Source organism: Pseudomonas putida NBRC 14164, from assembly GCF_000412675.1.
Classification (GTDB): Bacteria; Pseudomonadota; Gammaproteobacteria; order Pseudomonadales; family Pseudomonadaceae; genus Aquipseudomonas; species Aquipseudomonas putida.
In genome coordinates, this window is sequence record NC_021505.1 from 1,776,888 (window position 1) to 1,799,906 (window position 23,019).

The 23,019-nt window shown below is 64.0% G+C and carries 20 protein-coding genes; 10 read left to right on the forward strand and 10 right to left on the reverse strand.

Features of this window, described 5'->3' with window-relative positions; translation table 11 throughout:
- Positions 1–42 precede the first annotated feature (42 nt).
- From dsbG to dsbD, 3 genes are read right to left on the reverse strand one after another with little or no spacing between them, the layout of a single operon-like run.
- Complete coding sequence (gene dsbG, locus PP4_RS07800) at positions 43–801, reverse strand: thiol:disulfide interchange protein DsbG (protein ID WP_016498657.1); 759 nt, start codon at positions 799–801, stop codon at positions 43–45.
- A 1-nt stretch (position 802) separates the two neighbouring features.
- On the reverse strand, positions 803–1,639 hold the full coding sequence (locus tag PP4_RS07805) for a TlpA disulfide reductase family protein (RefSeq protein ID WP_016498658.1): 837 nt from the start codon (positions 1,637–1,639) through the stop codon (positions 803–805).
- On the reverse strand, positions 1,639–3,354 hold the full coding sequence (gene dsbD / locus PP4_RS07810; RefSeq protein WP_016498659.1) for a protein-disulfide reductase DsbD: 1,716 nt from the start codon (positions 3,352–3,354) through the stop codon (positions 1,639–1,641). Before dsbD ends, PP4_RS07805 begins: the two co-directional genes overlap by 1 nt.
- 248 nt (positions 3,355–3,602) lie before the next feature.
- Here dsbD and PP4_RS07815 point away from each other — a divergent pair, with 248 nt between their 5' ends.
- Genes PP4_RS07815 through PP4_RS07835 form a run of 5 tightly spaced genes read left to right on the forward strand, consistent with a single transcriptional unit; the run spans position 3,603 to position 9,735 of the window.
- Complete coding sequence (locus PP4_RS07815; RefSeq protein ID WP_016498660.1) at positions 3,603–6,434, forward strand: xanthine dehydrogenase family protein molybdopterin-binding subunit; 2,832 nt, start codon at positions 3,603–3,605, stop codon at positions 6,432–6,434.
- Positions 6,427–6,963, forward strand: coding sequence for a (2Fe-2S)-binding protein (locus tag PP4_RS07820; protein ID WP_016498661.1), 537 nt, complete (start codon positions 6,427–6,429; stop codon positions 6,961–6,963). The genes PP4_RS07815 and PP4_RS07820 overlap by 8 nt, the downstream gene beginning before the upstream one ends.
- Positions 6,964–6,965: 2 nt before the next feature.
- The gene (locus tag PP4_RS07825) at positions 6,966–8,192 is read left to right on the forward strand and encodes a c-type cytochrome (protein ID WP_016498662.1); all 1,227 of its coding nucleotides are present in this window, start codon (positions 6,966–6,968) and stop codon (positions 8,190–8,192) included.
- Between the two features lie 2 nt (positions 8,193–8,194).
- On the forward strand, positions 8,195–9,166 hold the full coding sequence (locus tag PP4_RS07830; RefSeq protein ID WP_041167654.1) for an XdhC family protein: 972 nt from the start codon (positions 8,195–8,197) through the stop codon (positions 9,164–9,166).
- Entirely contained in the window at positions 9,163–9,735 is a 573-nt protein-coding gene (locus PP4_RS07835; RefSeq protein WP_041167655.1) for a nucleotidyltransferase family protein, read from the forward strand. The genes PP4_RS07830 and PP4_RS07835 overlap by 4 nt, the downstream gene beginning before the upstream one ends.
- A gap of 23 nt (positions 9,736–9,758) precedes the next feature.
- Here the strand turns inward: PP4_RS07835 and PP4_RS27820 are convergent, their stop codons facing one another.
- From PP4_RS27820 to PP4_RS07845, 3 genes are read right to left on the reverse strand one after another with little or no spacing between them, the layout of a single operon-like run.
- Positions 9,759–9,878, reverse strand: a complete 120-nt coding sequence (locus PP4_RS27820; protein WP_231859014.1) for a GAD-like domain-containing protein — start codon at positions 9,876–9,878, stop codon at positions 9,759–9,761.
- Positions 9,879–9,900: 22 nt separating this feature from the next.
- Positions 9,901–10,518 carry a GAD-like domain-containing protein gene (locus PP4_RS07840; protein WP_016498665.1) on the reverse strand — a complete coding sequence of 206 codons (618 nt, stop codon included), beginning with the start codon at positions 10,516–10,518 and terminating at the stop codon, positions 9,901–9,903.
- Between the two features lie 18 nt (positions 10,519–10,536).
- Positions 10,537–11,883, reverse strand: coding sequence for a DUF6861 domain-containing protein (locus tag PP4_RS07845; protein ID WP_016498666.1), 1,347 nt, complete (start codon positions 11,881–11,883; stop codon positions 10,537–10,539).
- Between the two features lie 258 nt (positions 11,884–12,141).
- On the opposite strand from PP4_RS07845, the gene PP4_RS07850 reads away from it, so the two are divergent.
- The 3 genes from PP4_RS07850 to PP4_RS07860 all read left to right on the forward strand — a co-directional run bounded on the left by PP4_RS07850 (position 12,142) and on the right by PP4_RS07860 (position 15,750).
- Positions 12,142–12,825 carry a response regulator gene (locus tag PP4_RS07850; protein ID WP_016498667.1) on the forward strand — a complete coding sequence of 228 codons (684 nt, stop codon included), beginning with the start codon at positions 12,142–12,144 and terminating at the stop codon, positions 12,823–12,825.
- On the forward strand, positions 12,822–14,144 hold the full coding sequence (locus PP4_RS07855) for an ATP-binding protein (RefSeq protein WP_016498668.1): 1,323 nt from the start codon (positions 12,822–12,824) through the stop codon (positions 14,142–14,144). Before PP4_RS07850 ends, PP4_RS07855 begins: the two co-directional genes overlap by 4 nt.
- A gap of 214 nt (positions 14,145–14,358) precedes the next feature.
- On the forward strand, positions 14,359–15,750 hold the full coding sequence (locus PP4_RS07860; protein WP_016498669.1) for an aspartate aminotransferase family protein: 1,392 nt from the start codon (positions 14,359–14,361) through the stop codon (positions 15,748–15,750).
- 153 nt (positions 15,751–15,903) lie between these two features.
- Here the strand turns inward: PP4_RS07860 and PP4_RS07865 are convergent, their stop codons facing one another.
- A complete protein-coding gene (locus tag PP4_RS07865) occupies positions 15,904–16,161 on the reverse strand; it encodes an SIP domain-containing protein (protein WP_016498670.1) in 258 nt (85 codons plus the stop codon).
- 84 nt (positions 16,162–16,245) lie between these two features.
- Positions 16,246–17,367 (reverse strand): cupin-like domain-containing protein, encoded by a 1,122-nt coding sequence (locus PP4_RS07870; protein WP_016498671.1) that lies wholly within the window; start codon positions 17,365–17,367, stop codon positions 16,246–16,248.
- Positions 17,368–17,508: 141 nt separating this feature from the next.
- Between PP4_RS07870 and PP4_RS07875 the strand changes: the two genes are divergently transcribed.
- Complete coding sequence (locus tag PP4_RS07875) at positions 17,509–18,477, forward strand: alpha/beta hydrolase (protein WP_016498672.1); 969 nt, start codon at positions 17,509–17,511, stop codon at positions 18,475–18,477.
- A gap of 49 nt (positions 18,478–18,526) precedes the next feature.
- Here PP4_RS07875 and pvdN read toward each other — a convergent pair whose 3' ends face one another.
- Together pvdN and PP4_RS07885 are read right to left on the reverse strand one after the other, a co-directional pair.
- Positions 18,527–19,819 carry a pyoverdine-tailoring periplasmic protein PvdN gene (gene pvdN, locus PP4_RS07880; RefSeq protein ID WP_016498673.1) on the reverse strand — a complete coding sequence of 431 codons (1,293 nt, stop codon included), beginning with the start codon at positions 19,817–19,819 and terminating at the stop codon, positions 18,527–18,529.
- A 17-nt stretch (positions 19,820–19,836) separates the two neighbouring features.
- Entirely contained in the window at positions 19,837–21,183 is a 1,347-nt protein-coding gene (locus tag PP4_RS07885; RefSeq protein WP_016498674.1) for a dipeptidase, read from the reverse strand.
- Between the two features lie 186 nt (positions 21,184–21,369).
- On the opposite strand from PP4_RS07885, the gene pvdP reads away from it, so the two are divergent.
- The gene (pvdP, locus tag PP4_RS07890) at positions 21,370–22,989 is read left to right on the forward strand and encodes a pyoverdine maturation tyrosinase PvdP (RefSeq protein WP_016498675.1); all 1,620 of its coding nucleotides are present in this window, start codon (positions 21,370–21,372) and stop codon (positions 22,987–22,989) included.
- The last annotated feature ends 30 nt before the right edge of the window (positions 22,990–23,019 follow it).

The following is a 23,019-nucleotide window of genomic DNA, read 5'->3' on the forward strand; positions in this document are numbered from 1 at the left end:
GCGGGCGTGCCCGCGAAGAGGCCAGTGCAGGCAGCCAATGTTTCAGCGCTTCCCGAGAATCTTGCCCAGCATTTCCGGCCGCGGTGCCCCTTGCTGGCTTTGCAGGTTGCCTTGCTCATCCTGATAGAAAATGGCCGGAGTCGCCTGCAGCCCCATCTCTTCCATCAAGGCCATGTTCGCCGCCAGCTTCTGCTGTACCGCTTCCGGCACTTGGTCCAGGGGCTTCAGCGTGCTGGCCTTGCCAGCTTTTTCATGTTGTTGCAGGGCCTTGGCCGGGTCTTTCGCCGCCAGCAGCGCCGCCGACTTGCCCGGGCTGTCCTCACGGATGATGCCGACCATGATATGGCGCAACTGCACTTTGCCCGACTCCACCCACGGCCGCGCCTGCTCCCAGAACATGTTGCAGTACGGGCAGTTCGGGTCGCTGAACAGGTACACCTTGCGTGGCGCATCGGCCTTGCCGTCGGCGATCCAGGCGGTTTTCTCCAGCTTCGCCCAGATGGCCTTGCTCATCGGCCCATACACCAGCTTTTCCAGCGGCTCGGCGCTAAGGTCCTTGCCTTGTTCGTCGAACAGGCTTCCGACCAGCACGTGCTTGCCGTCAGGGGTCAGGTACAGGGCCAGGGCGTTGTTCTGGTACTCGGCGGCATAACCGCGCAGGCCGTTGGGCGCATCGAAGCTGCCCTTGATCACGGCGCCCTTGGCTTGCAGCTGCTGAACTGCCTTGGGCAGTTCTTCGGCCTGCAGGGCAGGGGAGGCCAGCAGGGCCAGGGACAGGGGCAGCAGTGCAGTCAATCGCATGTCAGTTTCCTTGTGCGGCAGGGGCGGGCGCAATGGCCCGGTCGAAAGGTTCCAGGGCGTGGCGCAGGCTGGCCCGGGACAGCTCGCCCAGGTGGCTGCCAACCAGCCGCCCATTGGCGTCGTAGAACAGGGTGGTGGGCAAGGCCATGGAACCGACACGCTGGGCCAGCAGGCCGGTGCCGTCGAACAGCACGTGGGTCAGGCTCAGGCCGGTGGTGGCGAGGAAGGTGCTGACATTTTCCGGAGTTTCGCCCTGGTTGACGAACAGGAAGGTCACGTGCGGGTAATCGCTTTGTGCCTGTTGCAGCACTGGCATCTCACGCCGACACGGTGGGCACCAGGTGGCCCAGATGTTGATGACCAGCGGCTTGCCGCGGTAACTGTGCAGCGCCACCGGTTGGCCACCAGCGTTTCGCAGGCTCAGTTCAGGCAGCTCGGTGCCTTTGCTGTACAAGTGGCCGCCGAAGCTGGCCAGGCCCCAGAACAGCGCGCCACTGAACAATGCCCAGCCCAACGGGCGGCGCAGGCCCGGTTGACGCCAGCCCTGCCACACCGCACCGAGGACGATGCCGGCAAGGCCCGACCAGAGCAGGAAGCCGCCGTCGCGGATGTCGATCATTTGCAACGGCTCATCACGGTACATCGGCCAATAGGCCAGCACGAAGCCGGCACGGGCGCACAGCAGGCCGATCAGGAACAGGTTGAACAGCGCCGATTCCGGGCTTTCGCCGCCACGCCGGGCGACCCACCAGCCGACCACGCTGGCAATCACCAGGGCGGTGAGCATCAGCAGGTGGTTGAGGGCCATGGTCAGTGGCCCGAGGGTTACGGTCAACATCAGCCTTGGCTCCTGGTCTGGGCCCAGTGTTGCTGGAACGCGGCGGCATCCACTTCACCGGTAATACGCCGTGCGCGGCGTTCGTCGCCTTCCGGGCCGATCCAGATGATGCTGGGCGGGCCGGGTACCTGGTAGCGCTGCAGCAGGGCTTTGCTGGCCGGCGTGTCGGCGGTGACGTCCAGGCGCAGCAGGTGCACGCCGGCCAGGCCGGCCTGTACGTCGCCACGGGCGAACACCTGTTTTTCCATGACCTTGCACGACACGCACCAGTCGGCATAGTAGTCGAGCATCACCCATTGGCCACGGGCCTTGGCCGCATCCAGTTCACGTTGCAGGTCTTCAGGGCGGCTGACCGTGACGAAGCTGTCTTCGGCATGCTGGGCAGCAACGGGCGCGGTACCCCCACCGGTGAACGGGCGCAGCGGCTGCCAGAGGTCATCGCCACCGGCGGCGGCACCGACCAGCAACAGGCTGCCCCACAAGGCACCCAGCAGCGGTACTGCACGCAATGCTGGCAGGCGCTGCAGGGCTGGCCAGGTGGCCCAGGCCAGGGCGATCAACCAGCCGCCACTCAGTGCCAGCAGCAGCGTGGCGGGCAACAGGCTACGCACGGTGTACAAGGCCATGGCCAGGAACACGAAACCGAACACGCCCTTGACCCGGTCCATCCAGGCGCCTGGGCGCGGCAAGTAACGGTTGCCCAGGGTCACCAGCAACAATAGCGGCACGCCCATGCCCAGGCCCAGGCTGAACAGCACCAGTGCCGCTTGCAGCACGTCGCCGCTCTGGGCGATGTACAGCAGGGCGCCGGCCAACGGCGCGGTCATGCATGGGCCCAGCAGCAGGCCGGACAACGCCCCGAGCAGCGCCGCGCCATACAGGTTGCCGCCCCGGGTGCCTTGCCCGGCGCGGTCAAGGCGGTCGCGCAGGGCGGCGGGCAGTTGCAGTTCGAAGGCGCCAAACATGGGCAGGGCCAGCAGCACGAACAGCCCCGCCAGGCTGCCCAGCAGCCAGGGTTGCTGCAGCCAGGCCTGCAGGCTGGCACCCAGCAGTGCGGCCACCACCCCCAAGGCGGCGTACACCAGTGCCATGCTCAGCACATACACCCCGGCCAGCAGCCAGCCGCGTCGGGCGCTGGCGCCATTGCCCAGCACCAGCCCGGCAAGGATCGGCAGCATCGGGAGCGAGCAGGGGGTAAAGGCCAGCAGCAGCCCCAGGCCGAAGAACGCCAACAGGCTCCAGGCCAGGTGGCCCTGTTGCAGGCCACTGGCCAGAGCCTGGTCGCTGGCTTGCTCGGCGGCGGGTGCCACGCTACCGCCCAGGTCGATCAGCGTAGTCTGCGGTGGATAGCACAGGCCGGCGTCGGCGCAGCCTTGCCAGCCCAGGCGCAACTGGCCCTGGGCATTGGCCGGCAGCAGCAGTTCGAGCTGATCGCGGTACACCGCACTGTCACCGAAGAATTCGTCATTGTGGTTGAGCGCCGGCGGCAATTGCGGGTGCTGCTCGGCAGGCAGGCCGTCGAACTTGAGCCGCTTCTGGTACAGGTAGTAGCCCTGCTTGATCTGGAAGTACAGGCGCACCTGGCCGTCGGCCTGGCGGTCGTGGGTGAGTACAAAGGCCTGGTCGACCGGCAGGAAATCCGATTTTACATCAAACGGGTTGGCCTGCAACGGGCCGGCCAGAAGCAGTGTCAGGAAGAGCAGGAGGACGCGCATGTCTTCGCCTTGGCAGATCTAGGAATGGGGCCATGCTGGCTGGGGCTGATTAAATGAAGGTTAACGCTGGTTTTGGTCTGTGAGCCCACCCCAGTCCCACCCATCCTCCCAGACACACAGCGACATATTGTCGGCTTGACTTTGCCAATCCCTACACAATTCCTGTAAAGTTGACGCACAAGTCAGCTTTTCCCGCTAGCACTAGAATCAAAAATAGGGCAGGCCCCCAACTGCCCAGAGGATCAAGCATGTCCAACCGTGATATTTCCAGGCGCGCCTTCTTGCAAGGCGGCCTGATCGCTGGTGTCGGCGTGACCATGGTGCCACTTGGCAGCCAGGCATTCGCCGCACTGATGGAGGAACGCGTCACCACCTCGCCGCAGAAGTGGATGAGCCATGACGGCAAGGCGCGCTTCCGTAACGATGCCTTGTCCAAGGTGTGCGGCGACAAAGTGTTCGCCCGCGATATCCGCGCCAAGGACATGCCCGGCTGGCCCACGCAGCAGGGCCATGCGCTGCTGCTCAAGGCGACCAAGGCCGACCGTATCTATGCCGGTCACGACCTCAGCCTGCTCGGTGCCGAGCTGCAGCCTGACCGCATCGTTACCGCCGCCGATCTCGAGAAAGACGGCATTGCCTGGCCGGAAGCCCATTCGCCCGACCCGCTGCTGCCGCCCGGCAAGGTGCCGATGTTCATCGGCCACCCGGTGGCGATCCTGATCTGGCACGACTTCGAGCGCTTCCGCCAGGCCAAGCGCAAGCTGCAGTTCAACGAAAAGGCGATCCGTTACGGCGCCCAGGCGCCGCTGTACCAGCGCGACCCTTACGGCAGTTTTCGCTTCGTGCGGGTGGGCGGTGCCACGCCGTTCGACGACGATGAGTTCTCCAGCCTGAAGAATTCCATGCTGTTCCCGACCATTCTCAACCGCAAGCCGGTGTGGTCGAAGCAGCCCAACCAGCACGGCGACCTGACCGAGCAGGGGCTGTTCTACGCCAATCGCATGGCCGAGCAGCTGGACAACCCGCCCCAGGACTGGCTGGTGTTCGACGAGCGCTACAAGACGCCGTCCATTGAACCCGCCGCGCTGGAACCGGACAACGGCAACGGCTGGTACGACCCGGCCAGCGGCACGCTGCACTTCGTGGTTGCCACCCAGTGCCCGTTCGAAGTGGCGCAGGAATGCGTGCACATGATCAAGCCGTCGCGCTTCGCCCTGAACACGCTGAACATGCACCCGGGCTATACCGTGGGCTACGGCTCGAAAGACAACAACATCTTCGTCTTCTACGCCGCCGTGGCCGCGCTGTATGGCGCCGGCGTGCCGATCCGCCTGGCCAATGACCGTTACGAGCAGTTCCAGAGCGGCATCAAGCGCCATGCCTTCGATATCCGCTACCAGCTGGCCGTGGACAAGAAGGACAACAGCTTCAAGATCTTCCGCGCCGACATGAGCTGCGACGGCGGCGGGCGCATTAACTACAGCCCGTCCGTAGCTGCGGTAGGCGCCACTGCTGCGCAGTCGATCTATTACATGCCGCAGAACGACCTGTCGGTTACCGCCTACCATTCCCGCGGTGTCGAGGCCGGCTCCATGCGCGGCTACGGCACCTTGCAGAGCATGGCTGCCACCGAGATGATGGTGGACGAAATCGCAGGCCGCCTGGGCGTCGATGCCATCGACCTGCGCCGTGCCAACGCGCTGAAATCGGGCATGAAGAACACCCAGGGCGCGGTCCCGGCGGGCGCGCTGCGTCTGTACGAGATTCTCGACAAGGCCGCCGTGCACGACTGGTGGCGCAACCGCGACGCACGCAAGCAGCAGATGGATGCGCAAGACCAGGACCATTGGTACGGTGTGGGCTTTGCGATTTGCCAGAAGGACTTCGGCACCGGTTCCGAAGCACCGATGGCCAGCATCGAGTTCAGCCGCGACGGCCGCATCAGCCTGCGCCACATCGGCACCGAGTTGGGCACCGGCATGTCTACCTCCCAGGCCCTGGTGGTCAGCGACTTCCTGGGGCGCTCGGCTGACGAGGTGAGGACCGCGGTTACCGAATGGCCAGAGTTGCAACTGAGCACCAGCGGCAACCCGTACCTGATCAGCCAGCCCGAGCAGGACGCCGCGCTGCGCAACCCGCGCTGGGTCGGCAAGCTGGCGTCGCCATCGTCGGCGACCAACTCGGCTTTCTACTTCAGCCATGCCACCCGCGAAGCGGCGCGCGTGCTGTTCAACCACGGCCTGTGGCCGGCGGCCATGGCCATCTGGAGCCAGGGCCCGCATGGCGGCCAGGCCAACCCGCTGGTGGTGCGCCGCGAGAACGCGGTGTGGGTCAACGGCGAGCTGACCGGTAACGGCCTGCAACCGATCCCGTTCGCCCAGCTGGCACAGAAGGCCCACGACATGGGCCTGGTCACCGGCGCCAGCGTGCACGGTTTCAACCGTTGGAGCTGGGCTGAGGCCGACTTCGTCATCGACGGCGTGCGCGAGCGCTTCCCGCTTGACGCCGTGGCGGTGAAATACGGCGATGGCGCGGTGAACGCCAAGAAGGCGCAGATGAGCAGCCACGGTTACCACCTGCTCGACCGGCAGAACGCTGCCTACCCCGACACCCAGCTGAACAATGCCATGGTTACCTACTACAGCCCGGTGGCGACCATTGTTGAAGTCAAGGTGAACAAGGGCACCCATGAAGTGCAGGTGCTCAACCACCACAGCTGGGTCGAGTGCGGCCGAGTGTTGGTACCGGAGCTGGTCAAGGGCCAGCTCGAAGGCGGTATCGCCATGGGCATCGGCCACGCGCTGACCGAAGAAATGCCGATGTACGAGGGCGGGCCCGGGGAGGGCGACTGGAACTTCAACCGCTACCGCCTGCCGCATGCGCGCGACGTGGCGGTGTGGAAGCAGACCAGTGAAATCCTCCCGCCGCTGTCACCGACCGACCCGTCCAAGGGCATTGCCGAAGTGGTGATGATCCCGGTCGTGGGGGCCATCGGCAATGCCGTCGCCCATGCCATTGGCAAGCGCGTGCGCGATCTTCCCATCACTCCAGCCCGTATCAAGGAGGCCCTCAATGGCTAACCGTCCACTGCAACTGACCCTCAACGGTCAACCGGTCGGCCCGGTCGAGGTCCCCGCTGACCTGGCGATGATCGACTACCTGCACGAACACCAGAACCTCACCGGCTCGCGCCTGGGCTGTGGCCAGGGCATCTGCCATGCCTGTGTGGTGATCGTCGACAACCCCGACGGCACCAGCGAAGAAGTGCGCACCTGCATCACCGGCGCCCACTACTTTGAGGGCAAGAAGGTACGCACCATCGAGGGCCACGCCAAACCGGACGCGGCCGGTAACCTCACGCTGAACCCGATCCAGCAGAAGTTCGTCGACCTGTTCGCCTTCCAGTGCAGCTACTGCGCGCCGGGCTTCGTCAACGCCGCTACCGTGCTGGTGGAAACCGCCCAGCGCCAGCCATTGAAGAAGAGCGAAGTGGAAGACCGCATCGAGGCCAGCCTCGGCCACCACATCTGCCGCTGCACCGGCTACGTGCGTTATTACGACGCCACCCGCAAGGTGCTCAACGATCTTGGCCTGGTCAAGGAGGGTTGAGCATGGGCTTCGTTCGTAACGCACTGGCATTGGCCTTTGCCGTCAGTTCAATGGCCCTGGCCGTCAGCTCGGTTGCCCAAGCGGCCGACGAGGCTCAGGTCAAGCGCGGTGAATACCTGGCACGCGCGGCCGACTGCATGGCCTGCCACACCGCCGAAGGCGGCGCGCCGTATGCCGGCGGCCTGCCGATCCATTCACCGTTCGGTACCATTTATGGCAGCAACATTACCCCGGACAAGCAGTACGGCATCGGCAACTACAGTGCCGACGAGTTCTTCGCCGCAGTCACCCAGGGCAAGCGCAAGGACGGCGCCAATCTGTATCCGGCGATGCCTTACACCTCGTACCACCTGATCAAGCGTGAAGATTCGGACGCGATCCTCGCCTACCTGATGACCATACCGCCGATCAACCGCCCGGCACCGCAGACCGCGTTGCGCTTCCCGTTCAATGTGCGGATGGGCCTGAGTGGCTGGAACATGCTGTATGGCAAGAGCGTGCAGCTGCAGCCAACCGAAGGCAAAAGCCCGGCCTGGCAGCGTGGTCAGTACATGGTCGAAGTCATGGGCCATTGTGGCGAATGCCATACCCCGCGCAACCCCATCGGCGCGTTGCAGCAGGACCAGCGCATGACCGGCGGCCTGCTGGGCGGCTACCTGGCGCCGAGCCTGCTGGCCCAGGACCTGGCCGAGCGCGGCTGGACCCAGCCAGACCTGACCACCTTCCTCAAGCATGGCATCAGCGCCCAGGGCAGCATGTTCAACGAGATGTTCCCGGTGGTGCACCACAGCACCCAACACCTGGAAGATGCCGACCTGGCGGCCATGGCCATCTACCTGCTGGGCGACCAGCCACCGCCGGCCAAGGCCATCCAGGCCGTTGCCCTGGAGCAGATGAGCGACAGCGCCAAGCGCGGCCACCAGCAGTACCTCAACGTTTGCGCCGGTTGCCATGGTGTCGACGGCGAAGGCAAACCGCACATTGCCGTGGCCATGCAGGGCAACACCGTGCTGCGCCAGGGTGACTCGCGCAACCTGGTCAAGGTCATCCTCGAAGGCATCCGTGAGCAGCAGTTCACCGGCTTCGAGCGCATGCAGCCGATGCCGGGCTTTGCCGACAAGCTTGATGACCAGCAAGTGACGGATATGGTCAACTACCTGCGCCAGGCCTGGGGTGGACTGCCCGGTGACCTGAACGTACAGCAGCTCGCCGAGCTGAAGGCGGAGTAAACGTGCAGCATCTCGATCTACAGGTGGTTCGCCGGGCCTTGCAGTGGTCGTGCAACGGTCAGCGGGTTTGGTTGTGCACGGTGCTCGCCACCTACGGCTCGGCGCCCCGCGCGCCGGGCTCGCTGCTGGCAGTCAATGCCAGCGGCCAGTGGCTGGGGTCGCTGTCGGGTGGCTGCGTCGAAGACGACTTCCTCGAGCGTGTGGCCCTGGGTGAGTTCCCGGAGCCGGTTGCCATCGTGCGCTACGGTGACGACAGCGACCCGCGTTCGAGTATCCGCTTGCCCTGTGGTGGCGTGCTCGAAGTGCTGGTGGAGAACCTGCCCGCCGAGTGCGAGGTGCAGGCGCACCTGCGTCAGCTGGAAAGCGCGCTGCTGGGCCAGCGTCGGGTGCTGCGTGAAGTGAGCCTGCCGGACGGTACTCGCCAGCTGGCCGATGACCATTGCCAGGGGCCACGCGTCGAGCGGGATAACGCCCGTGTTCGCCTACGTGTCGGCGCCGCCCAGCGCCTGCTTCTGGCCGGCTATTCCAGCGTGGCGCATTTTTGCGCCGAGTTCGGCAAGGGCATGGGGTTTGAAGTCATCCTTTGCGAGCCGCGGGACGAAGTGCTGGATGGCGTGCGGCTGGACGGCATCGAAGTGCGCCGCGAGTTGCCGTCGGAGTTTATCCGCCATGGCGGTTGCCATGCCGACACGGCAGTGGTGGCATTGACCCATGACCCCAAGATCGACGACCTGGCGATGCTTGAAGCGGTGCGCACCGAGGCTTTCTATATCGGTGTGATGGGCTCCCGGGTGACCTCCGACAAGCGCCGCGAGCGCTTGCAGCGAATTGGTGGCCTGGGTTGCGACGAGCTGGCGCGCATCCATGCGCCGATTGGCCTGAACCTGGGCAGCAAGACCCCGGCCGAGATTGCCTTGGCGGTACTGGCCGATATCCTTCGTGTGCGCAACGGCATCCCGCGGGTGGCGCTGTGAGCGTGGTTGCGTTGGTATTGGCGGCAGGCAGCAGTGTGCGCTTTGGCTCTGACAAGCGCCGTTCGCTGCTGGCTGACGGTCGAAGCTTGCTGGTGCACAGCGTAGAGAGCGCCTGCGCAGTGTTCGATGATGTTCGGGTGGTGTTGCGTGAAGGGGAGCGAGGTGTGGACCTGGGGTTGCCAGCGCGGTGCAGGGTAATCTCCAGTCCGGATTTCACATTGGGCATGGGCCATAGCCTGGCGGCCGGTGCCGCTTCGCTGGCTGACAGCGAGGCGCAGGCAGTAGCGATTCTGTTGGGAGATATGCCCTGGGTGGCGTCCGCGACCCTGGATTTGCTTGCACGGGAGTCCAGTGGGTCAACGATAGTCCTGCCTTGTCATGCTGGACGACAGGGCCATCCGGTGTTGTTCGGGCGCGATTTCTGGCCGGCGCTTGCCCGGCTGAAGGGTGATGAAGGGGGGCGTTCGGTGGTCAAAGCCAACCCGGCGGTTTGCGTCAGGCTGGAGGTGCAGGATGCCGGTGTGTTGCAGGATGTCGATAGGCCCAGCCAGAACAAACCGCCGCCGTAGCCGCACCAGCCGTGGTCTTGACACTATTCAAGGAGGCGATTGGGGAGTTTGCCTTGGTAATGATCGACAGCGGCAGGTGGTATGGGTTGCTGGCCGATGGTGGCGCCGAAGGTTTCCAGGAAAATGCTTAAGATGACATCCATTCGTTTAGGTCCTTTTGTGTGCTCAGAAGTCAGAGAAGCTGTAGGGTTCGAGTTCGGTGATTTGAGTCAGCAAAATTAAATGCTCTATTGCTTTAAGTTTTTCCAGGTTTTTGAGGTCGGGGCGCCCTCCCAGCATCAATGCAGGAACAAAGGCATACATCTCATCTTCTTTCAAGATGCCCAGCTTTTTCTTCGCGGGCTCAAAAAGGTTTTCAAAATCGTTGTGTTCTTTTTTTCTTGATAGAAAAAAGCTTTGGACCTCTCTGGTTGCTTCCGTTTCAGTGAGTGTGCAGTTTTCACCTGTATAACGGGACAGAAGACTTGTGATTTTTACTGAAAAGCCACTGTTCTCTCCCCAAAGATACAGGTCGCCGAAAGCGCTTCTGGCAATCAAGTGGTAAGTGTCCCGGTTTTCAAGGATGGTGCCCTCGGTCCAGGATGAGACAACGGCCTGATACTCCTGTGGATCAACCAGCCAGAATATACCTTCGCCGAAACCACACCATCCATGCTCTTTCCAGTATGAAAGTAACAACTCTGGAAGTTTTCCCTTATACCGATCAATGCTGGAGGGTGGCACCTCTCGACGCGAAAAAGGCGCGCCTATATTGTCAAGGAATATCGAGAATACCTCATCCATTAGCGATGCCTCTTGTCGTTAGCACTTATGAAGTCTCACATTCATGTAATTCAAGTGGGTGCCGAGTTTCGGCGATTTTTCCGCGGCCTCTTTGATGCTGACTAGTCTGTTTCGCCATTGAGCACCAATGCTGGAGTTGACTTGCCTGTCGCCAAAGTCTGAGATCATGTCTCTGCCACCCGCGCTTAAGTCGGGATTGTGTAGCGCGGCCAAGGTGGCCATCGCCTCCTTCGCCTTTAGGGTTGACAGTTTTGTTGCTTCTGCTGGGCTCATTTCGGCGAGCAGCTCCTTGTTTATTCTTTTTTCCAACCTGTCTTGTAGATCCCTGCGTGCAGCGCGTGCGATCGCAGGGTCACGCTTTACAGGATCGGCAACGTTCTCCAAAAACTCCTCAACCGTCAGCCGATTCAACCCATCCTGTTGCCCCTTCAGCTGCCGCTCAAACTCGCCATGCTTCGACGCTGGCAATTTATCTGCCTTGAAACACGCCACCGTATGCAACGGCATCCTACCGGGCTTAGCTGTAGAGGGCTCTTTGTCTTTTCCCGCCTGCCGATTCGGCTGAACTGGCTGCGGATCATCCATCGCCCCTTTGCGCCGCTCCGGCACCTGCAGATCCGGCCGTTTCTTCAACCCCTCTTCATGCTGGAGCATCCATTGCCCCAGCCGCGCGCCTTTGCGGCTGGCCGCCATCTCCTGGGCCAGCACTCGGGCATCGCCGCGCCCGCGGGTGAGGTACGACACGATCGCCCCCAACAACAGCACCACGACTTCCACATGGCCTTGGGCAATCTGATGCGTGGCCCGGGATATCGCATAGGGGTCGTCCCGGCAGAACGGGCCGGTGCCTTCATTGCCGCAGGTGCCTTCCCAGGCGAAGCGGATGCCATCGACGTAGTACTCACCGATCCGCGGCAAGCCGTCGATGAAGAACTCGGCAATGGAGGCCAGCCCCAGCGCGCCGAGGATCCAGCCGCTGACCTTGAGGCCCATGACCGCGCCTGCGCCAGCGAACGGAATGGTTCCGGCGCCGCCAGCGAATGCGCCTACCCCCGCGCCAAGCAGGCCACCGGTAATGGTGCTGCCGGCAACGATCATCGCCATCTGCTGCACGATCCTCAGCAGTTCGTCGCTGATGCTGTTGATGTCGAGGTCGGCAAAGCGCTGGCGTAGCATGTGCGCCGCCTGCCATTCAGCCTGGTAGAAGGCTGTGCGTACAGCGTCGACCCGGCGCAGGTTGAGGCCCAGTGAGGCGACTTCTTCATTGAGGCTGGTGCGGAACTGGCCAGTGCTTTGGTAGCCCACCATGGCGATGACACGTGACTCGATCTCGTGCCACGAGGGCACGAGGTAATCCAGGTACATGGGGTGTCTCCCTGACAACGTGTGCAGGGGGAAATCCCATCATGGATTCGGATCAGAGGTTTCTGCGTCAGCTGTAGGAAAAGGCGACTTCGTTTCTGTTGTGTTCGAGAAGCTCGGGGATTGGGGTGAGGCTGCTTAGGGCAGGGTGGCGACCCCGCGCGGCGCTCGATCTCCCCCCAACCCTCCCTGAAAGGTCCATAATCCCCCCTTAATCCGCCCAAGGTGCAATGCCAGCCACACCACTCCGGGAGCCCCACCATGCACGTTCTGCTCTGCGAGGACGACGACCTGATCGCCGCCGGCATCTGCGCCGGCCTTACCGCCCAGGGCCTGACCGTGGACCGGGTGGGCAATGCCGCCGATGCGCGGGCGATGCTGCAGGCCGCGCAGTTCGACGTGATGATCCTCGACCTCGGCCTGCCCGACGAAGACGGCCTCAAGCTGCTGCGTCGCCTGCGCCAGCAGGGGGTGGACTTGCCAGTGCTGGTGCTCACTGCCCGCGATGCCGTCACCGACCGCGTCGATGGCCTGCAGGCCGGCGCCGACGACTACCTGCTCAAGCCGTTCGACCTGCGCGAACTGGCCGCTCGCCTGCATACCCTGCTGCGGCGGGTGGCCGGGCGGGCGGTGAATGTGATCGAGCACGGGCCGTTGCGGTATGACCCCAGCAGCTGCGAGGCGAGCCTGGCCGGGCAGCCCGTCGACCTGTCCCGCCGTGAGCAGGCCTTGCTCCAGGCACTGCTGCAGAACCCCGGGCGGGTGCTGTCCGGCGAACAACTGAAAGACTGCGTGTACGGCTTCAGCGACGAAGTCGAAAGCAACGCCCTGAACGTGCATATCCACCACCTGCGACGCAAGCTTGGCAACGGCATCGTCGAGACTGTGCGTGGCCTGGGTTACCGGCTGGGCCCGGCGCAGGCACCGGAAGAGGCTGCATCATGAGCCTGCGGGTTCGCCTGAGCCTGATCCTGGGCAGCGCTTTCGTGATCATCTGGGCGCTGGCCGCGGCGTGGATGCTGCGTGACCTGCGCCAGCAGATGATGTTTTCCCTCGACCAGCGCCTGGTGGCATCGGCGCGTATGGTCGCCGGGCTGATCGACCAGTTGCCGCAACCGCTGACCGCCAAGGGGGGAGAGGCGCACTTCTCTGCCGACCAGTTCAGTGTGCCGGACGGCATGGCCTGCCAGGTCAGTTCTCTGCGTGGCGAGATCCTCGCCAGCAACCACAAGCACGATGGCGCCATGGACGACGAGCGCAGCGGCTTCCGTGACCAGACCATCGACGATGCACTGTGGCGCACCTTCACCTACAACCACGGTGATGTGCGCATCACCACTGCCGACCGGCACATGGAGCGCGAGGCGCTTAACCAGTCGATTCTGCTGGCGGCGTCGGCACCCGTGCTGATGGCCTTGCTCGGCAGCCTGGGGCTGTTGTGGATCGGCCTGGGTAAAGGCCTGGAACCCCTCAACCGCATGCGCGACGCCTTGCGCCGACGGCGAGCGGACAGTGTCGAGCCGTTGCAGGTGGCGGGCATGCCCAGCGAGTTGCAGCCCTTGCTGGAAACCCAGAACCAGCTGTTCCTGCGCATTGCCCAGACCATCGAGCGCGAGCGGCGCCTGACCGACGATGCCGCCCACGAACTGCGCAGCCCGCTGACCGCGATCAAGACCCACCTGCAGGTGGCACGCATGACCGATGGCGCGGTGCGCGAGCAGGCGCTGGAGCATGCCGAGCAGGGCACCGATCGCATGCACCGCACGCTGGAGCAGTTGCTGATGCTGGCGCGGGTAGAAGGCAGCCTGTCCTTTGAAGATGGTGTGCAGTGCAGTGCCGAGCAGGTGGCCCGCCAGGCAGTGCAGGACGCCGGTGGGGGTGACAACCGTCGTATCGTGCTACGTCTGCCTGAAGCAGCCACTCAGATCTATCTGGGCATGCCCGCACCGTTGGCGGTGGCCGCGCTGCGCAACCTGCTGGACAACGCACTGCGCCATGGCGGCGACGAGGCGGTGGAGCTGGAGGTGCAGATGGCCGACGGCCAGGTGGGCTTCATGGTGCGCGACCACGGGCCTGGGATTGCCGAAGCCGACCTTGAGCACCTGACCGAGCGCTTCTGGCGCAATGGGCAGAGCGGGGGCTGCGGGTTGGGGTTGGCGATTGTCCAGGCGATAGTGCAACGTTGTGCCGGTAGCCTGCGCTTTGACAGCCGTAGTGATGGGTTGCGGGTGCTCTTGCAAGTACCGGCGCGCTCCGGGCATTGATCTTTATCGTCTGTGCGGGCCTCTTCGCGGGTGAACCCGCTCCCACAGGTACTGCGCACGCTTCCAGAGCGGTGCGATTCCTGTGGGAGCGGGTTTACCCGCGAAGAGGCCGCTGCAGGCAAAGTAAAATCCAGTAACAACCGCTAAATCCTCCCGGCACTCAAGCGTTTTCCAAGCGATAACTGCCCATTCGCTTGCTTGCGAGGATTTACCCATGTCCACCGCTTCCAGCCTTGCCCAGGTTGCACCGGTCAGCGCGTCGCAACCTTTGTACGAGTTTACCGAATCACCCCTGCTGCAACGCCAGCAACAGCAGGAGTCCAACGCCCGCAGCTACCCGCGGCGCATTCCGCTGGCGCTCAAGCGCGCCCGTGGCATCTATGTGGAGGATGTCGAAGGCCGCCAGTTCATCGATTGCCTGGCCGGCGCCGGTACGCTCGCGTTGGGCCACAACCACCCGGTGGTGGTCGAGGCCATCCAGCGTGTGCTGGCCGATGAGCTGCCCCTGCACACCCTGGACCTGACCACGCCGGTCAAGGACCGCTTCGTCCAGGACCTGTTCGGCATCCTGCCCGAGGCGCTGCGCCGCGAGGCCAAGGTGCAGTTCTGCGGCCCGACCGGCACCGATGCCGTGGAGGCGGCGCTCAAGCTGGTACGCACGGCTACCGGTCGCAGCACGGTGCTGGCCTTCCATGGCGCCTACCACGGCATGAGCCAGGGCGCGCTGAGCCTTATGGGCAGCAACGGGCCGAAACAGCCGCTGGGCGCCTTGCTCGGCAACGGCGTGCAGTTCATGCCGTACCCCTACGATTACCGCTGCCCGTTCGGCTTGGGCGGCGAAGCGGGGGTCAGGGCCAACCTGCATTACCTGGAAAACCTGCTGCTCGACCCGGAAAGCGGCGTGCCACTTCCGGCGGCGGTGATCCTTGAGGTGGTGCAGGGCGAGGGTGGTGTGATCCCGGCCGATATCGAATGGCTGAGGGGTGTGCGCCGTATCACCGAGCAGGCCGGTGTGGCGCTGATCATCGACGAGATCCAGAGCGGCTTTGCCCGCACCGGGCGCATGTTCGCCTTCGAGCATGCCGGCATCGTGCCGGACGTGGTCACGCTGTCCAAGGCCATTGGCGGCAGCTTGCCGTTGGCGGTAGTGGTGTACCGCGACTGGCTGGATACCTGGAAGCCGGGCGCACATGCCGGCACCTTCCGTGGCAACCAGATGGCCATGGCGGCGGGGTCGGCGGTAATCAACTATCTGGTCGAGCACCGCCTGGCCGAACACGCCGAGGCTATGGGGCAGCGCTTGCGCCAGCACCTGCTGCAGTTGCAGCGCGATTATCCGCAACTGGGTGATGTGCGCGGGCGTGGCTTGATGCTTGGGGTCGAACTGGTGGACCCACAGGGCAATGCGGATGCATTGGGTCACCCGGTGGCCAACCGCGAGCTGGCGGCCAAGGTGCAGCGTGAGTGCCTGAAGCGCGGGCTGATCCTGGAACTGGGCGGGCGCCATGGTGCGGTGGTGCGCTTCCTGCCGCCACTGATCATCAGCGCAGAGCAGGTTGATGAAGTGGCGCAGCGTTTTGCCCAGGCGTTGATCGCGGCGGTCTGAATCATGGCAGGGGCCGCCGTGCGGCCCTTTCGCCGGCAAGCCAGCTCCCACAGCTACAGTCACAGCTACAGTGTAAGCGCTCTGGTCGGCGCTGTTGCTGTGGGAGCTGGCTTGCCGGCGAAAGGGGCGCAAAGCGCCCCCGGTTATTTCCAGTCAATCAAAGGTCCGCCCGGCCCGCCAATAGCCCATCAAGGTCAGGCACTCGCGCTGCAGCCCGCGTTCCTTGATCAGGTAGCGGCGAATATCCATGACTGTCGCCGATTCCCCCGCCACCCAGGCATGGAACGCACTGTCGGCGCTACTGGCCTGCTCCCACAGTATCCGCGTGTCGATATCCACCTCTTCCAGCTTTATTCGCGGCGCGGCTTGCACCTGCGGCAGGCTGGCCAGTTCGCGCACTGCATGCTGCATGGCCTGGACATGCGATGGGCCTCTTGCAAGCGGTTTCCTCTAGGGACGAGCCGCTGGCGTTGCAAATTAACCCCGCATCGGCCGTTACCAGCCGCGCCCGGAGTTTACCCAGAAGTTCACCGACAGCGAGGTAGACACCGACTCCACCTGGTGGAACCAGCCCTCCGGCAGGAACAGCAGGTCGCCGGCCTGCAGCACTACGCGCAAGAACGGCACGTCGCGCGCTGCGGGGAAGCGCTGGTAATCCGGGGCGTCAGGATTGAAATCGCAGCCGTCGAGGCCGCCTTTGGGGCTGGTTGACCACGTGCCCAGGGCAGGACGGTGATGCGGCGCGGCGAGGATGAACGACTTCTGCCCCCACACCTGGGCGAACAGGTTGTCGGTGTCGTCGCGGTGCAGGGGCGTCAAGGTGCCTTTTGGCCCGATCCAGATGCGCGGTGCGATGAATTTGTCGCGGCTGAAGTATTGCGGGTAGTTGATCAGTTTCAGCAGCTTCTCCGGCACGATGTTGTTGCCCATGTAGGCCGGGGTGTCCCCCGGTTTGGCCGGGGTGTCCAGCGAGGCGATGAACGCGGCCATGGAGGTTGAGCGGAAATCGCGGTCGGTGGAGAAGGTTTTCTTCACGTAGTCACCGTGCCGGGTGATGCCCTGCAATTCGGCGAAGTGCTCCAGTGATGCCTCGCGGCCCATGGTGAATAGCGGCCAGTCTTGCAAGGCATCGCTGATGACCACCGGCGTGCCGTGCTGCAAATACTCGGTCTTGAAGCGTGCCACTGGCATGTCGGTGTGGGCAATGCGTACCACCTCACGCTGCACGGGCTGCGCGATCGACACCCGTTCGCTGAGGCGGGCAGGGGTCGGGTAGCGCTGGTTCATCGACACCTTGGCCGCTGCGGCACCCCGACGGGCGTTGCTGATGATCTGCGGCAGCAGGGTGGCCAGGCCCATGTTGCCGGTAATCTTCAATCGTGCGCTGGCGAACAGTTCCTCGACATTGGCCGTACCGCCCATGATGCCGAGGAAGTCGCGCTCGGCCACCTCGATGGTGACATCGGGGGCGCTGTGCCGGCCGGCGCCGGTGCGGCTGGTGTCTCGTACCTCCGACCAGAAGGCCAGGTCCTGGGCGAAGACGAACTGGAATACGCCTTCGATGCCGACGGCATGGGCGTTGGCGAACAGTTTGCTGAGGATGCTCTGAAGGTCCACGGTGTGCCTCGGGCGGTGTTTCGTTGTGCAGGGATAACGAGCGCCTGCGCCAACGATTTAGCCGTATGGCGGGTAATTTTTCGGCGTGCTGCTACGTCCCGTAGGGATGCTTGAGTCACATTGTTTACCCAAGGAACCCACATGGCACTGCACCCTGATCTGGCGGCATTTCTGGAATTGGTCGAGTTTGGCCGGCTGACGGGCAGGAGCCTGCCCATGCACGCGATGGACGTGGCCCAGGCCCGGGCCGAGTTCGCCGGCAGCTCGCAGGTGCTCGACCCGAGCCCACCGGGAAATGTCACGGTCAGCGAGTTGCAGGCTACCGCGCGCGACGGTGCCAGCCTGGATGCGCGCTTGTATCGCCAGGGCGAAGCGGGCGCAGACTTGCGACCGGTGATTTTCTACCTGCACGGGGGCGGCTATGTGGTTGGCAGCCTCGACTCCCACGACTCGGTGTGCCGCCGCCTTGCGGCCCTTGGTGAGTTCGCGGTGCTGGCGGCGGATTATCGGCTGGCACCGGAACAGCAGTTCCCGGTCGCCCTGCACGATGTGCTGGATGTTGCCAACTGGCTGGCCGAACAGGCAGCGGTGCTCGGCCTGGACAACCGCCGAGTGGTGCTGGCAGGGGACAGCGTGGGCGCCAGTCTGGCGGCGGTGCTGGCGATTACGGCGGTCGAGCAGCCCGAAGTGCTGGCGTTCAAGCCACTGGCACAGTTGCTGTTCTATCCGGTGACCGATATTTCCTGCCAGCGGGGCTCGCATCGCGAGCATGCCGAGGGCTACCTGCTGGAGACCCCAACCCTGGAGTGGTTCTACCAGCACTATGCACCGCAGCCGGAGCAGCGCCGGGACTGGCGGGTGTCTCCGCTTCTGTCGACGCTGTGTGAGCCGCTGGCGCCGGCCTGCCTGTTCGTGGCCGAGTATGACCCATTGCATGATGAGGGCATTGCCTACCGTGACTGGTTGCTGGCTGGCGGGACGGCTGTGACGTTTGCGCGAGTGCAAGGGCTGACCCATGACTTCTTGCGCATGTCGGGGATCGTGGGGCAGGTGGAGGAGATTTACCGGGATGTCGGGCAGTGGTTGAGAGGGATTGCCGGTCAGCCATGACTCAGGCTTGCCAGGGGCGCTTCGCGCCCCATCGCCGGCAAGCCAGCCCTCAGGCGCGCCGATAGCGCTTCAGGACATCCACCAATCGCTCGATCTCGGCCTCGGTGTTCAACAACCCTGGCGCGGTGCGCACCACGGGCCCCGCATCCCGCGATACTGCATCCACCACGATGCGCTGGCTGTTAAGGTGCTTGGCCACCTCATCGGCATCCTGCCCCTTGACCCTGAAGAAGGTGAAGCCTGCGGAATAGTGAGCGCTGCGCGGTGTTACCAGTTCTATCCCCGGCAGTGCCTCCAGGCGCTGCTTGAGGAAGTCGTTAAGCCCGTGGATACGCGCCTGTACGGCTGCCTTGCCCAGTTGCAGGTGCAACTCGAAGGCCTTGCCCAGCGCCCAGCGATGCTCGAACGCGTGGTAGCCGCCTGGGGTCATCACCGTGGCGAAGTCTTCATTTTCGGAGAACGTGGCAATGGTCGGGGTCAGCTGTTTCAGCTCGGTGGAGGCTGCACATATGATCCCTGTACCGCGTGGCCCGAACATCCACTTGTGGGTGCCGGCGATGAAGTAATCGCAGTTGAAATCGGCGAAGTGCGTATTTTCGACGCCAAAGCCATGCACGCCATCAATCACATAGATGATCCGGTCCTGCTCGTCACGCTGGCGATTGACCTCGCGTACCAGCTTGCCGACCTCGCCCACGGGCAGTTTCACGCCGCTGCCCGAATGCACCCAGGTCATGCCGAGAACCCGGGTTCTCGGCCCGATCGCGGCCGAAATCGTGCTCAGCACCTGGTCGGTACTCACCTTGGCGGGGTCGTCGAACAGCCGCAGGCGCCGCACAGCCGTGCCATCGCGCGCGGTGCGAAAGCCCATGGTATGGCGAGCCGCCGAGTGCTCGTGCACGGTAGTCAGAATTTCCTGCCCCGGCGCAATCTTCAGCCCACCATAGATCAGCCCCAGGCCTTCGGTGGTGCTGCCGGTCAAGGCAATCTGCCGCGGTTTCACTTCAAGGTAACGCGCAGCCCATTCACGCACGTCAGCTTCGTGCTTCCATTCCGACTGGCTGTCCCAGTCGACCATGTAGGCCGGTTGGCGGTCGAACTGCGCGCGCAGGGCTTCGATGGCTTCGCGTACGGGCCTTGGGTGCGAGGTGATCAGGAAGTTGGCAAAGTGTGCGTAGGTCGGGTCCAGCTCGAACAGGCCGCGAAACGCGGCCCAGTCATCGGCCGTGGCGGGCTTCGCCGGTGCAGCGTGGGCGACAGGCAGCAGCGGGCCGGGGCCGGTCAGTGGCAGGGCGGCAGCCAGCAGGCCGGCCTGCTTGAGGAATGTGCGACGGTCGTTCATCAAGGTGCTCGCAAGGGTCATGGGGACGAAGTGGCGACGGGGTGCGCGGCGCGCTGCACCTGCTCCCACACGCGCAGAAAGTTGCCGCCCCAGAGCTTGGCGATATCTGCTTCGGAATAGCCGCGGCTGATCAGTTCGGCTGTGACGTTGCGTGCTTCGCCGGCGTTCTGCCAGCCCTCGATGCCGCCGCCTTCGTTGAAGTCCGAGCTCAGGCCGACGTGGTCGATACCGACCTTGCGTACGGTGTAGTCGATGGCGTCACCATAGTCCTTGAGCGTGGCAGGTGGTTCTTCGTCGAGGATGCCGTACAGCTCGTTGGCGTACTGGCCGACCTTCTGCTCGGGCCAGCCGGCGATCACCGGGTCGCCAGGCATCAGGGCGTAGTTAAGGTTGGCCAAGGGCGGCAGGCCGTAGCGGGCGCGCAGGATGTCGAGTTTGTCCTGGGTCTTGCTGCTCAGTGGCTTGAGGTAGGTGGAGAAGGCCACCAACTGGATTACCCCGCCGCTGTCCTTGATCAGTTGCAGCTCCTTGTCGGAGAGGTTGCGGTTGATGTCGACCATCGCTCGTGGCGCCGAGTGCGAGGCCACCAACGGCGCGCGGCTCAGGGCGGCAACCTGGGCCAGCGCCTTGCTCGACATCTGCGACACGTCGATGATCACGCCCAGGTTGTTCAGTCGTTGCACGGCGCGCTTGCCGGTTGGTGACAAGCCTTCCAGCGCATCGACGGTGTCATTGAAGAACGGCAGCGGGCGCGAAGAGTCGGCCCAGCTGTTGTTGCCCACGTAACTGAAGCCGAACATACGCACGCCGCGCGCGGCCCAGCGGTCGAGCTGGTCGATGTCGTCACCCAGGGCATAGGCGTTGAGCATGCTGAGAAATACCGCGAACTTGCCTTCGCCGTGCAGGCGCCGCATGTCTTGCGGGGTATAGGCAATACCGACCTGCTGCGGGAAGTCGCGGACCATGGCGGTGATTGCGTTGTAGCGCACCTCCTGGGTGTGGCGCGCGGCCTCGACGAAGCCTGGGGTAGGGCGGTGCGGGCCATCGTTGCCGGTCCAGGATTCTGGCCAGGCGAAGATGGTCAGGGCGGCGCCTGACAAACGGCCCTGTGCGGCCTTGGCCAGGTCGAAGCGGCCATTGCCATCCTTGTCGGCCTCGCTGCCTTCGGTCCCGAAGGTCAGCGGCAACGTGATGTGGCTGTCGAACGAGATGATGCGTTCCTGCAGGTCGTTGGCCTGGCGGGTCACCTCGCGGGAATAGCCGGCTGGGGTGGCCACGTAGTGCCAGGCGGCAAACCCGGCACCGGCGGCAATCGCCGTGGCCAGGCTGATAAACAGGGCTTTCTTCCAGCGTGGAGTCGTCATCTTGGTCTCAGTAGGTTCACCGTCAGGGATGGGCACAGAGGCCGCCGCTACCTGCAATGAACGAGCTCGCACCCGCAAAATTTAGCCAGCGTCCTTGGCCATGCGCCGTTAAATTTCGCTGTCCGTGCAACGTTCTAGCCTTGGACGGGCCGTGCTCCATGGCCGCAATGAATGCACAGGTAAGCAATGACGATTTCCCGACGCGGTTTCATCGCCGGTGTGGCATTGACGGGTGTGGTGGTACCTGGCGCGCTGGGTGCGTTGTATGTGCAGCGCCAGCGGGATGCCGAAGCGTTTCCGCAAACCCCTGGCGAGGCCGTGGTCGAGCTGGCCGACACCGCCTTGCAGCAGTTGGGTGATACCCTGCGCGGCATCTGGCGCTGGACCCTGCAGGGCAAGGACGCGGGGCTGGATGGCCTGCCGGGAGGTGAACTGGAGTTGTTCCTGGATGTGGCAGCCAGCGGTCGTGCACTGCGCGGTTACCTGGACACTCCAGAGCGCCTGCGTGGGGACGAGGAGCCGCGCTACCGGGTGGTCGGCGACCTTCTGGCGGACAAGCCAGGCACCGTGCGCTGGCGGCTGTTTTCGGCCCAGGCGCGCTATGAATGCCACATCGTACTCGATGAAGTCTGGGGGCGGTTCGGCAATGCCGGTCCGGCAACCCTCAACGGGCACATTGCGCGCATGGACCGTGCGCTGACATTGCCGGTGGAGGACAACCACTTCCTGGCGTTGAAACGCACCTTCCCCGAAGCGCGCGAACGAACCCCGCTGAACCCTCGACTGCTGGCCTGGCTCATTGCGCCGGAGCATCGCCTTTTTCATCAGTTGTGGCACTCCTCGCGGGACAAATGGCACAAGCTGGACAAGGGCAAGCAGAAGGCCCTGCGTGGCCTTGGCTGGCAACCGGGGCCGCGTGACCGCGAGCGTGACGCACGCGGGCGGCACAAGGACCGCAACGGTTCGGGTGAGGACTTCTTCTTCATGCACCGGCACATGCTTGGCAGCGCCCGTGCCATCCAGGACCTGCCTTCCTGGCCGCGCTTTCCGTTGCCACAACCGGAGCTGGAGCGTGACCGGGCAGGCTTTGCCCGCTACTTCGATAACCACGACGGCAATGCCCTGCCACCCACCTGGCTGGCCAGTGATGACGAGGAGTACACCCAGTGGGTACGTGACATCAAGTCACCGGATACCTTCCACGGCAATTTCCAGGTATGGGAATCGCGCTACACCGACCCGGATTACTTGAGCAGCCTGACCTTGGGCCAGTTCGGCTCGGAGGTGGAACTGGGCCTGCATGACTGGTTGCACATGCGCTGGGCATCGGTGCCGCGGGACCCTTCCAACGGCATGCCGGTGCCGACGGCGCGCACCCCGGACGATTTTGCCGAACGCTGGTTCGCGGCGGACAACGACTTTCTCGGAGACCCGTTTTCTTCTCATGTGAACCCGGTGTTCTGGCATTTTCACGGCTGGATCGACGACCGTATCGAAGACTGGTTCCGTGCCCATGAGCGGCTGCACCCGGGCGAGGTGCGGCGGCTGGAGGTTAACGGTGTGCAGTGGTTTGCGCCGGGGCGTTGGGTCGAGGTGGCAGACCCGTGGCTGGGGCCGGACACCCACGGTTGCTCGACCGTACCGGGTCTACGGCCCGGGCGCAGCGTGGAGATGGACCCGGAGACGATGAAGCTGGCATTGCGCATCATTTACAGTGATGAAGACCTGTTCGACAAGTTGCAGCCCAAAGTACCTAAGCGGCCTTGGTATGCGCGTAACCTCAGGGTGGCGCAGCGTTCGGGCTGACTGGCGGCGCGTTGCGCCCCAATCGCGTCA

What these genes read in the sequence shown, in the direction of transcription:
- PP4_RS07815 (WP_016498660.1), top strand. Translation starts at nt 3,603, where the DNA reads ATGTCCAACCGTGATATTTCCAGGCGCGCCTTCTTGCAAGGCGGCCTG.
- dsbG (WP_016498657.1), bottom strand. Translation starts at nt 801, where the DNA reads ATGCGATTGACTGCACTGCTGCCCCTGTCCCTGGCCCTGCTGGCCTCC.
- PP4_RS07825 (WP_016498662.1), top strand. Translation starts at nt 6,966, where the DNA reads ATGGGCTTCGTTCGTAACGCACTGGCATTGGCCTTTGCCGTCAGTTCA.
- PP4_RS07860 (WP_016498669.1), top strand. Translation starts at nt 14,359, where the DNA reads ATGTCCACCGCTTCCAGCCTTGCCCAGGTTGCACCGGTCAGCGCGTCG.
- PP4_RS07805 (WP_016498658.1), bottom strand. Translation starts at nt 1,639, where the DNA reads ATGTTGACCGTAACCCTCGGGCCACTGACCATGGCCCTCAACCACCTG.
- PP4_RS07875 (WP_016498672.1), top strand. Translation starts at nt 17,509, where the DNA reads ATGGCACTGCACCCTGATCTGGCGGCATTTCTGGAATTGGTCGAGTTT.
- PP4_RS27820 (WP_231859014.1), bottom strand. Translation starts at nt 9,878, where the DNA reads ATGGATGTCATCTTAAGCATTTTCCTGGAAACCTTCGGCGCCACCATC.
- PP4_RS07855 (WP_016498668.1), top strand. Translation starts at nt 12,822, where the DNA reads ATGAGCCTGCGGGTTCGCCTGAGCCTGATCCTGGGCAGCGCTTTCGTG.
- pvdP (WP_016498675.1), top strand. Translation starts at nt 21,370, where the DNA reads ATGACGATTTCCCGACGCGGTTTCATCGCCGGTGTGGCATTGACGGGT.
- PP4_RS07850 (WP_016498667.1), top strand. Translation starts at nt 12,142, where the DNA reads ATGCACGTTCTGCTCTGCGAGGACGACGACCTGATCGCCGCCGGCATC.
- PP4_RS07820 (WP_016498661.1), top strand. Translation starts at nt 6,427, where the DNA reads ATGGCTAACCGTCCACTGCAACTGACCCTCAACGGTCAACCGGTCGGC.
- PP4_RS07840 (WP_016498665.1), bottom strand. Translation starts at nt 10,518, where the DNA reads ATGGATGAGGTATTCTCGATATTCCTTGACAATATAGGCGCGCCTTTT.
- pvdN (WP_016498673.1), bottom strand. Translation starts at nt 19,819, where the DNA reads ATGAACGACCGTCGCACATTCCTCAAGCAGGCCGGCCTGCTGGCTGCC.
- PP4_RS07845 (WP_016498666.1), bottom strand. Translation starts at nt 11,883, where the DNA reads ATGTACCTGGATTACCTCGTGCCCTCGTGGCACGAGATCGAGTCACGT.
- dsbD (WP_016498659.1), bottom strand. Translation starts at nt 3,354, where the DNA reads ATGCGCGTCCTCCTGCTCTTCCTGACACTGCTTCTGGCCGGCCCGTTG.
- PP4_RS07885 (WP_016498674.1), bottom strand. Translation starts at nt 21,183, where the DNA reads ATGACGACTCCACGCTGGAAGAAAGCCCTGTTTATCAGCCTGGCCACG.
- PP4_RS07865 (WP_016498670.1), bottom strand. Translation starts at nt 16,161, where the DNA reads ATGCAGCATGCAGTGCGCGAACTGGCCAGCCTGCCGCAGGTGCAAGCC.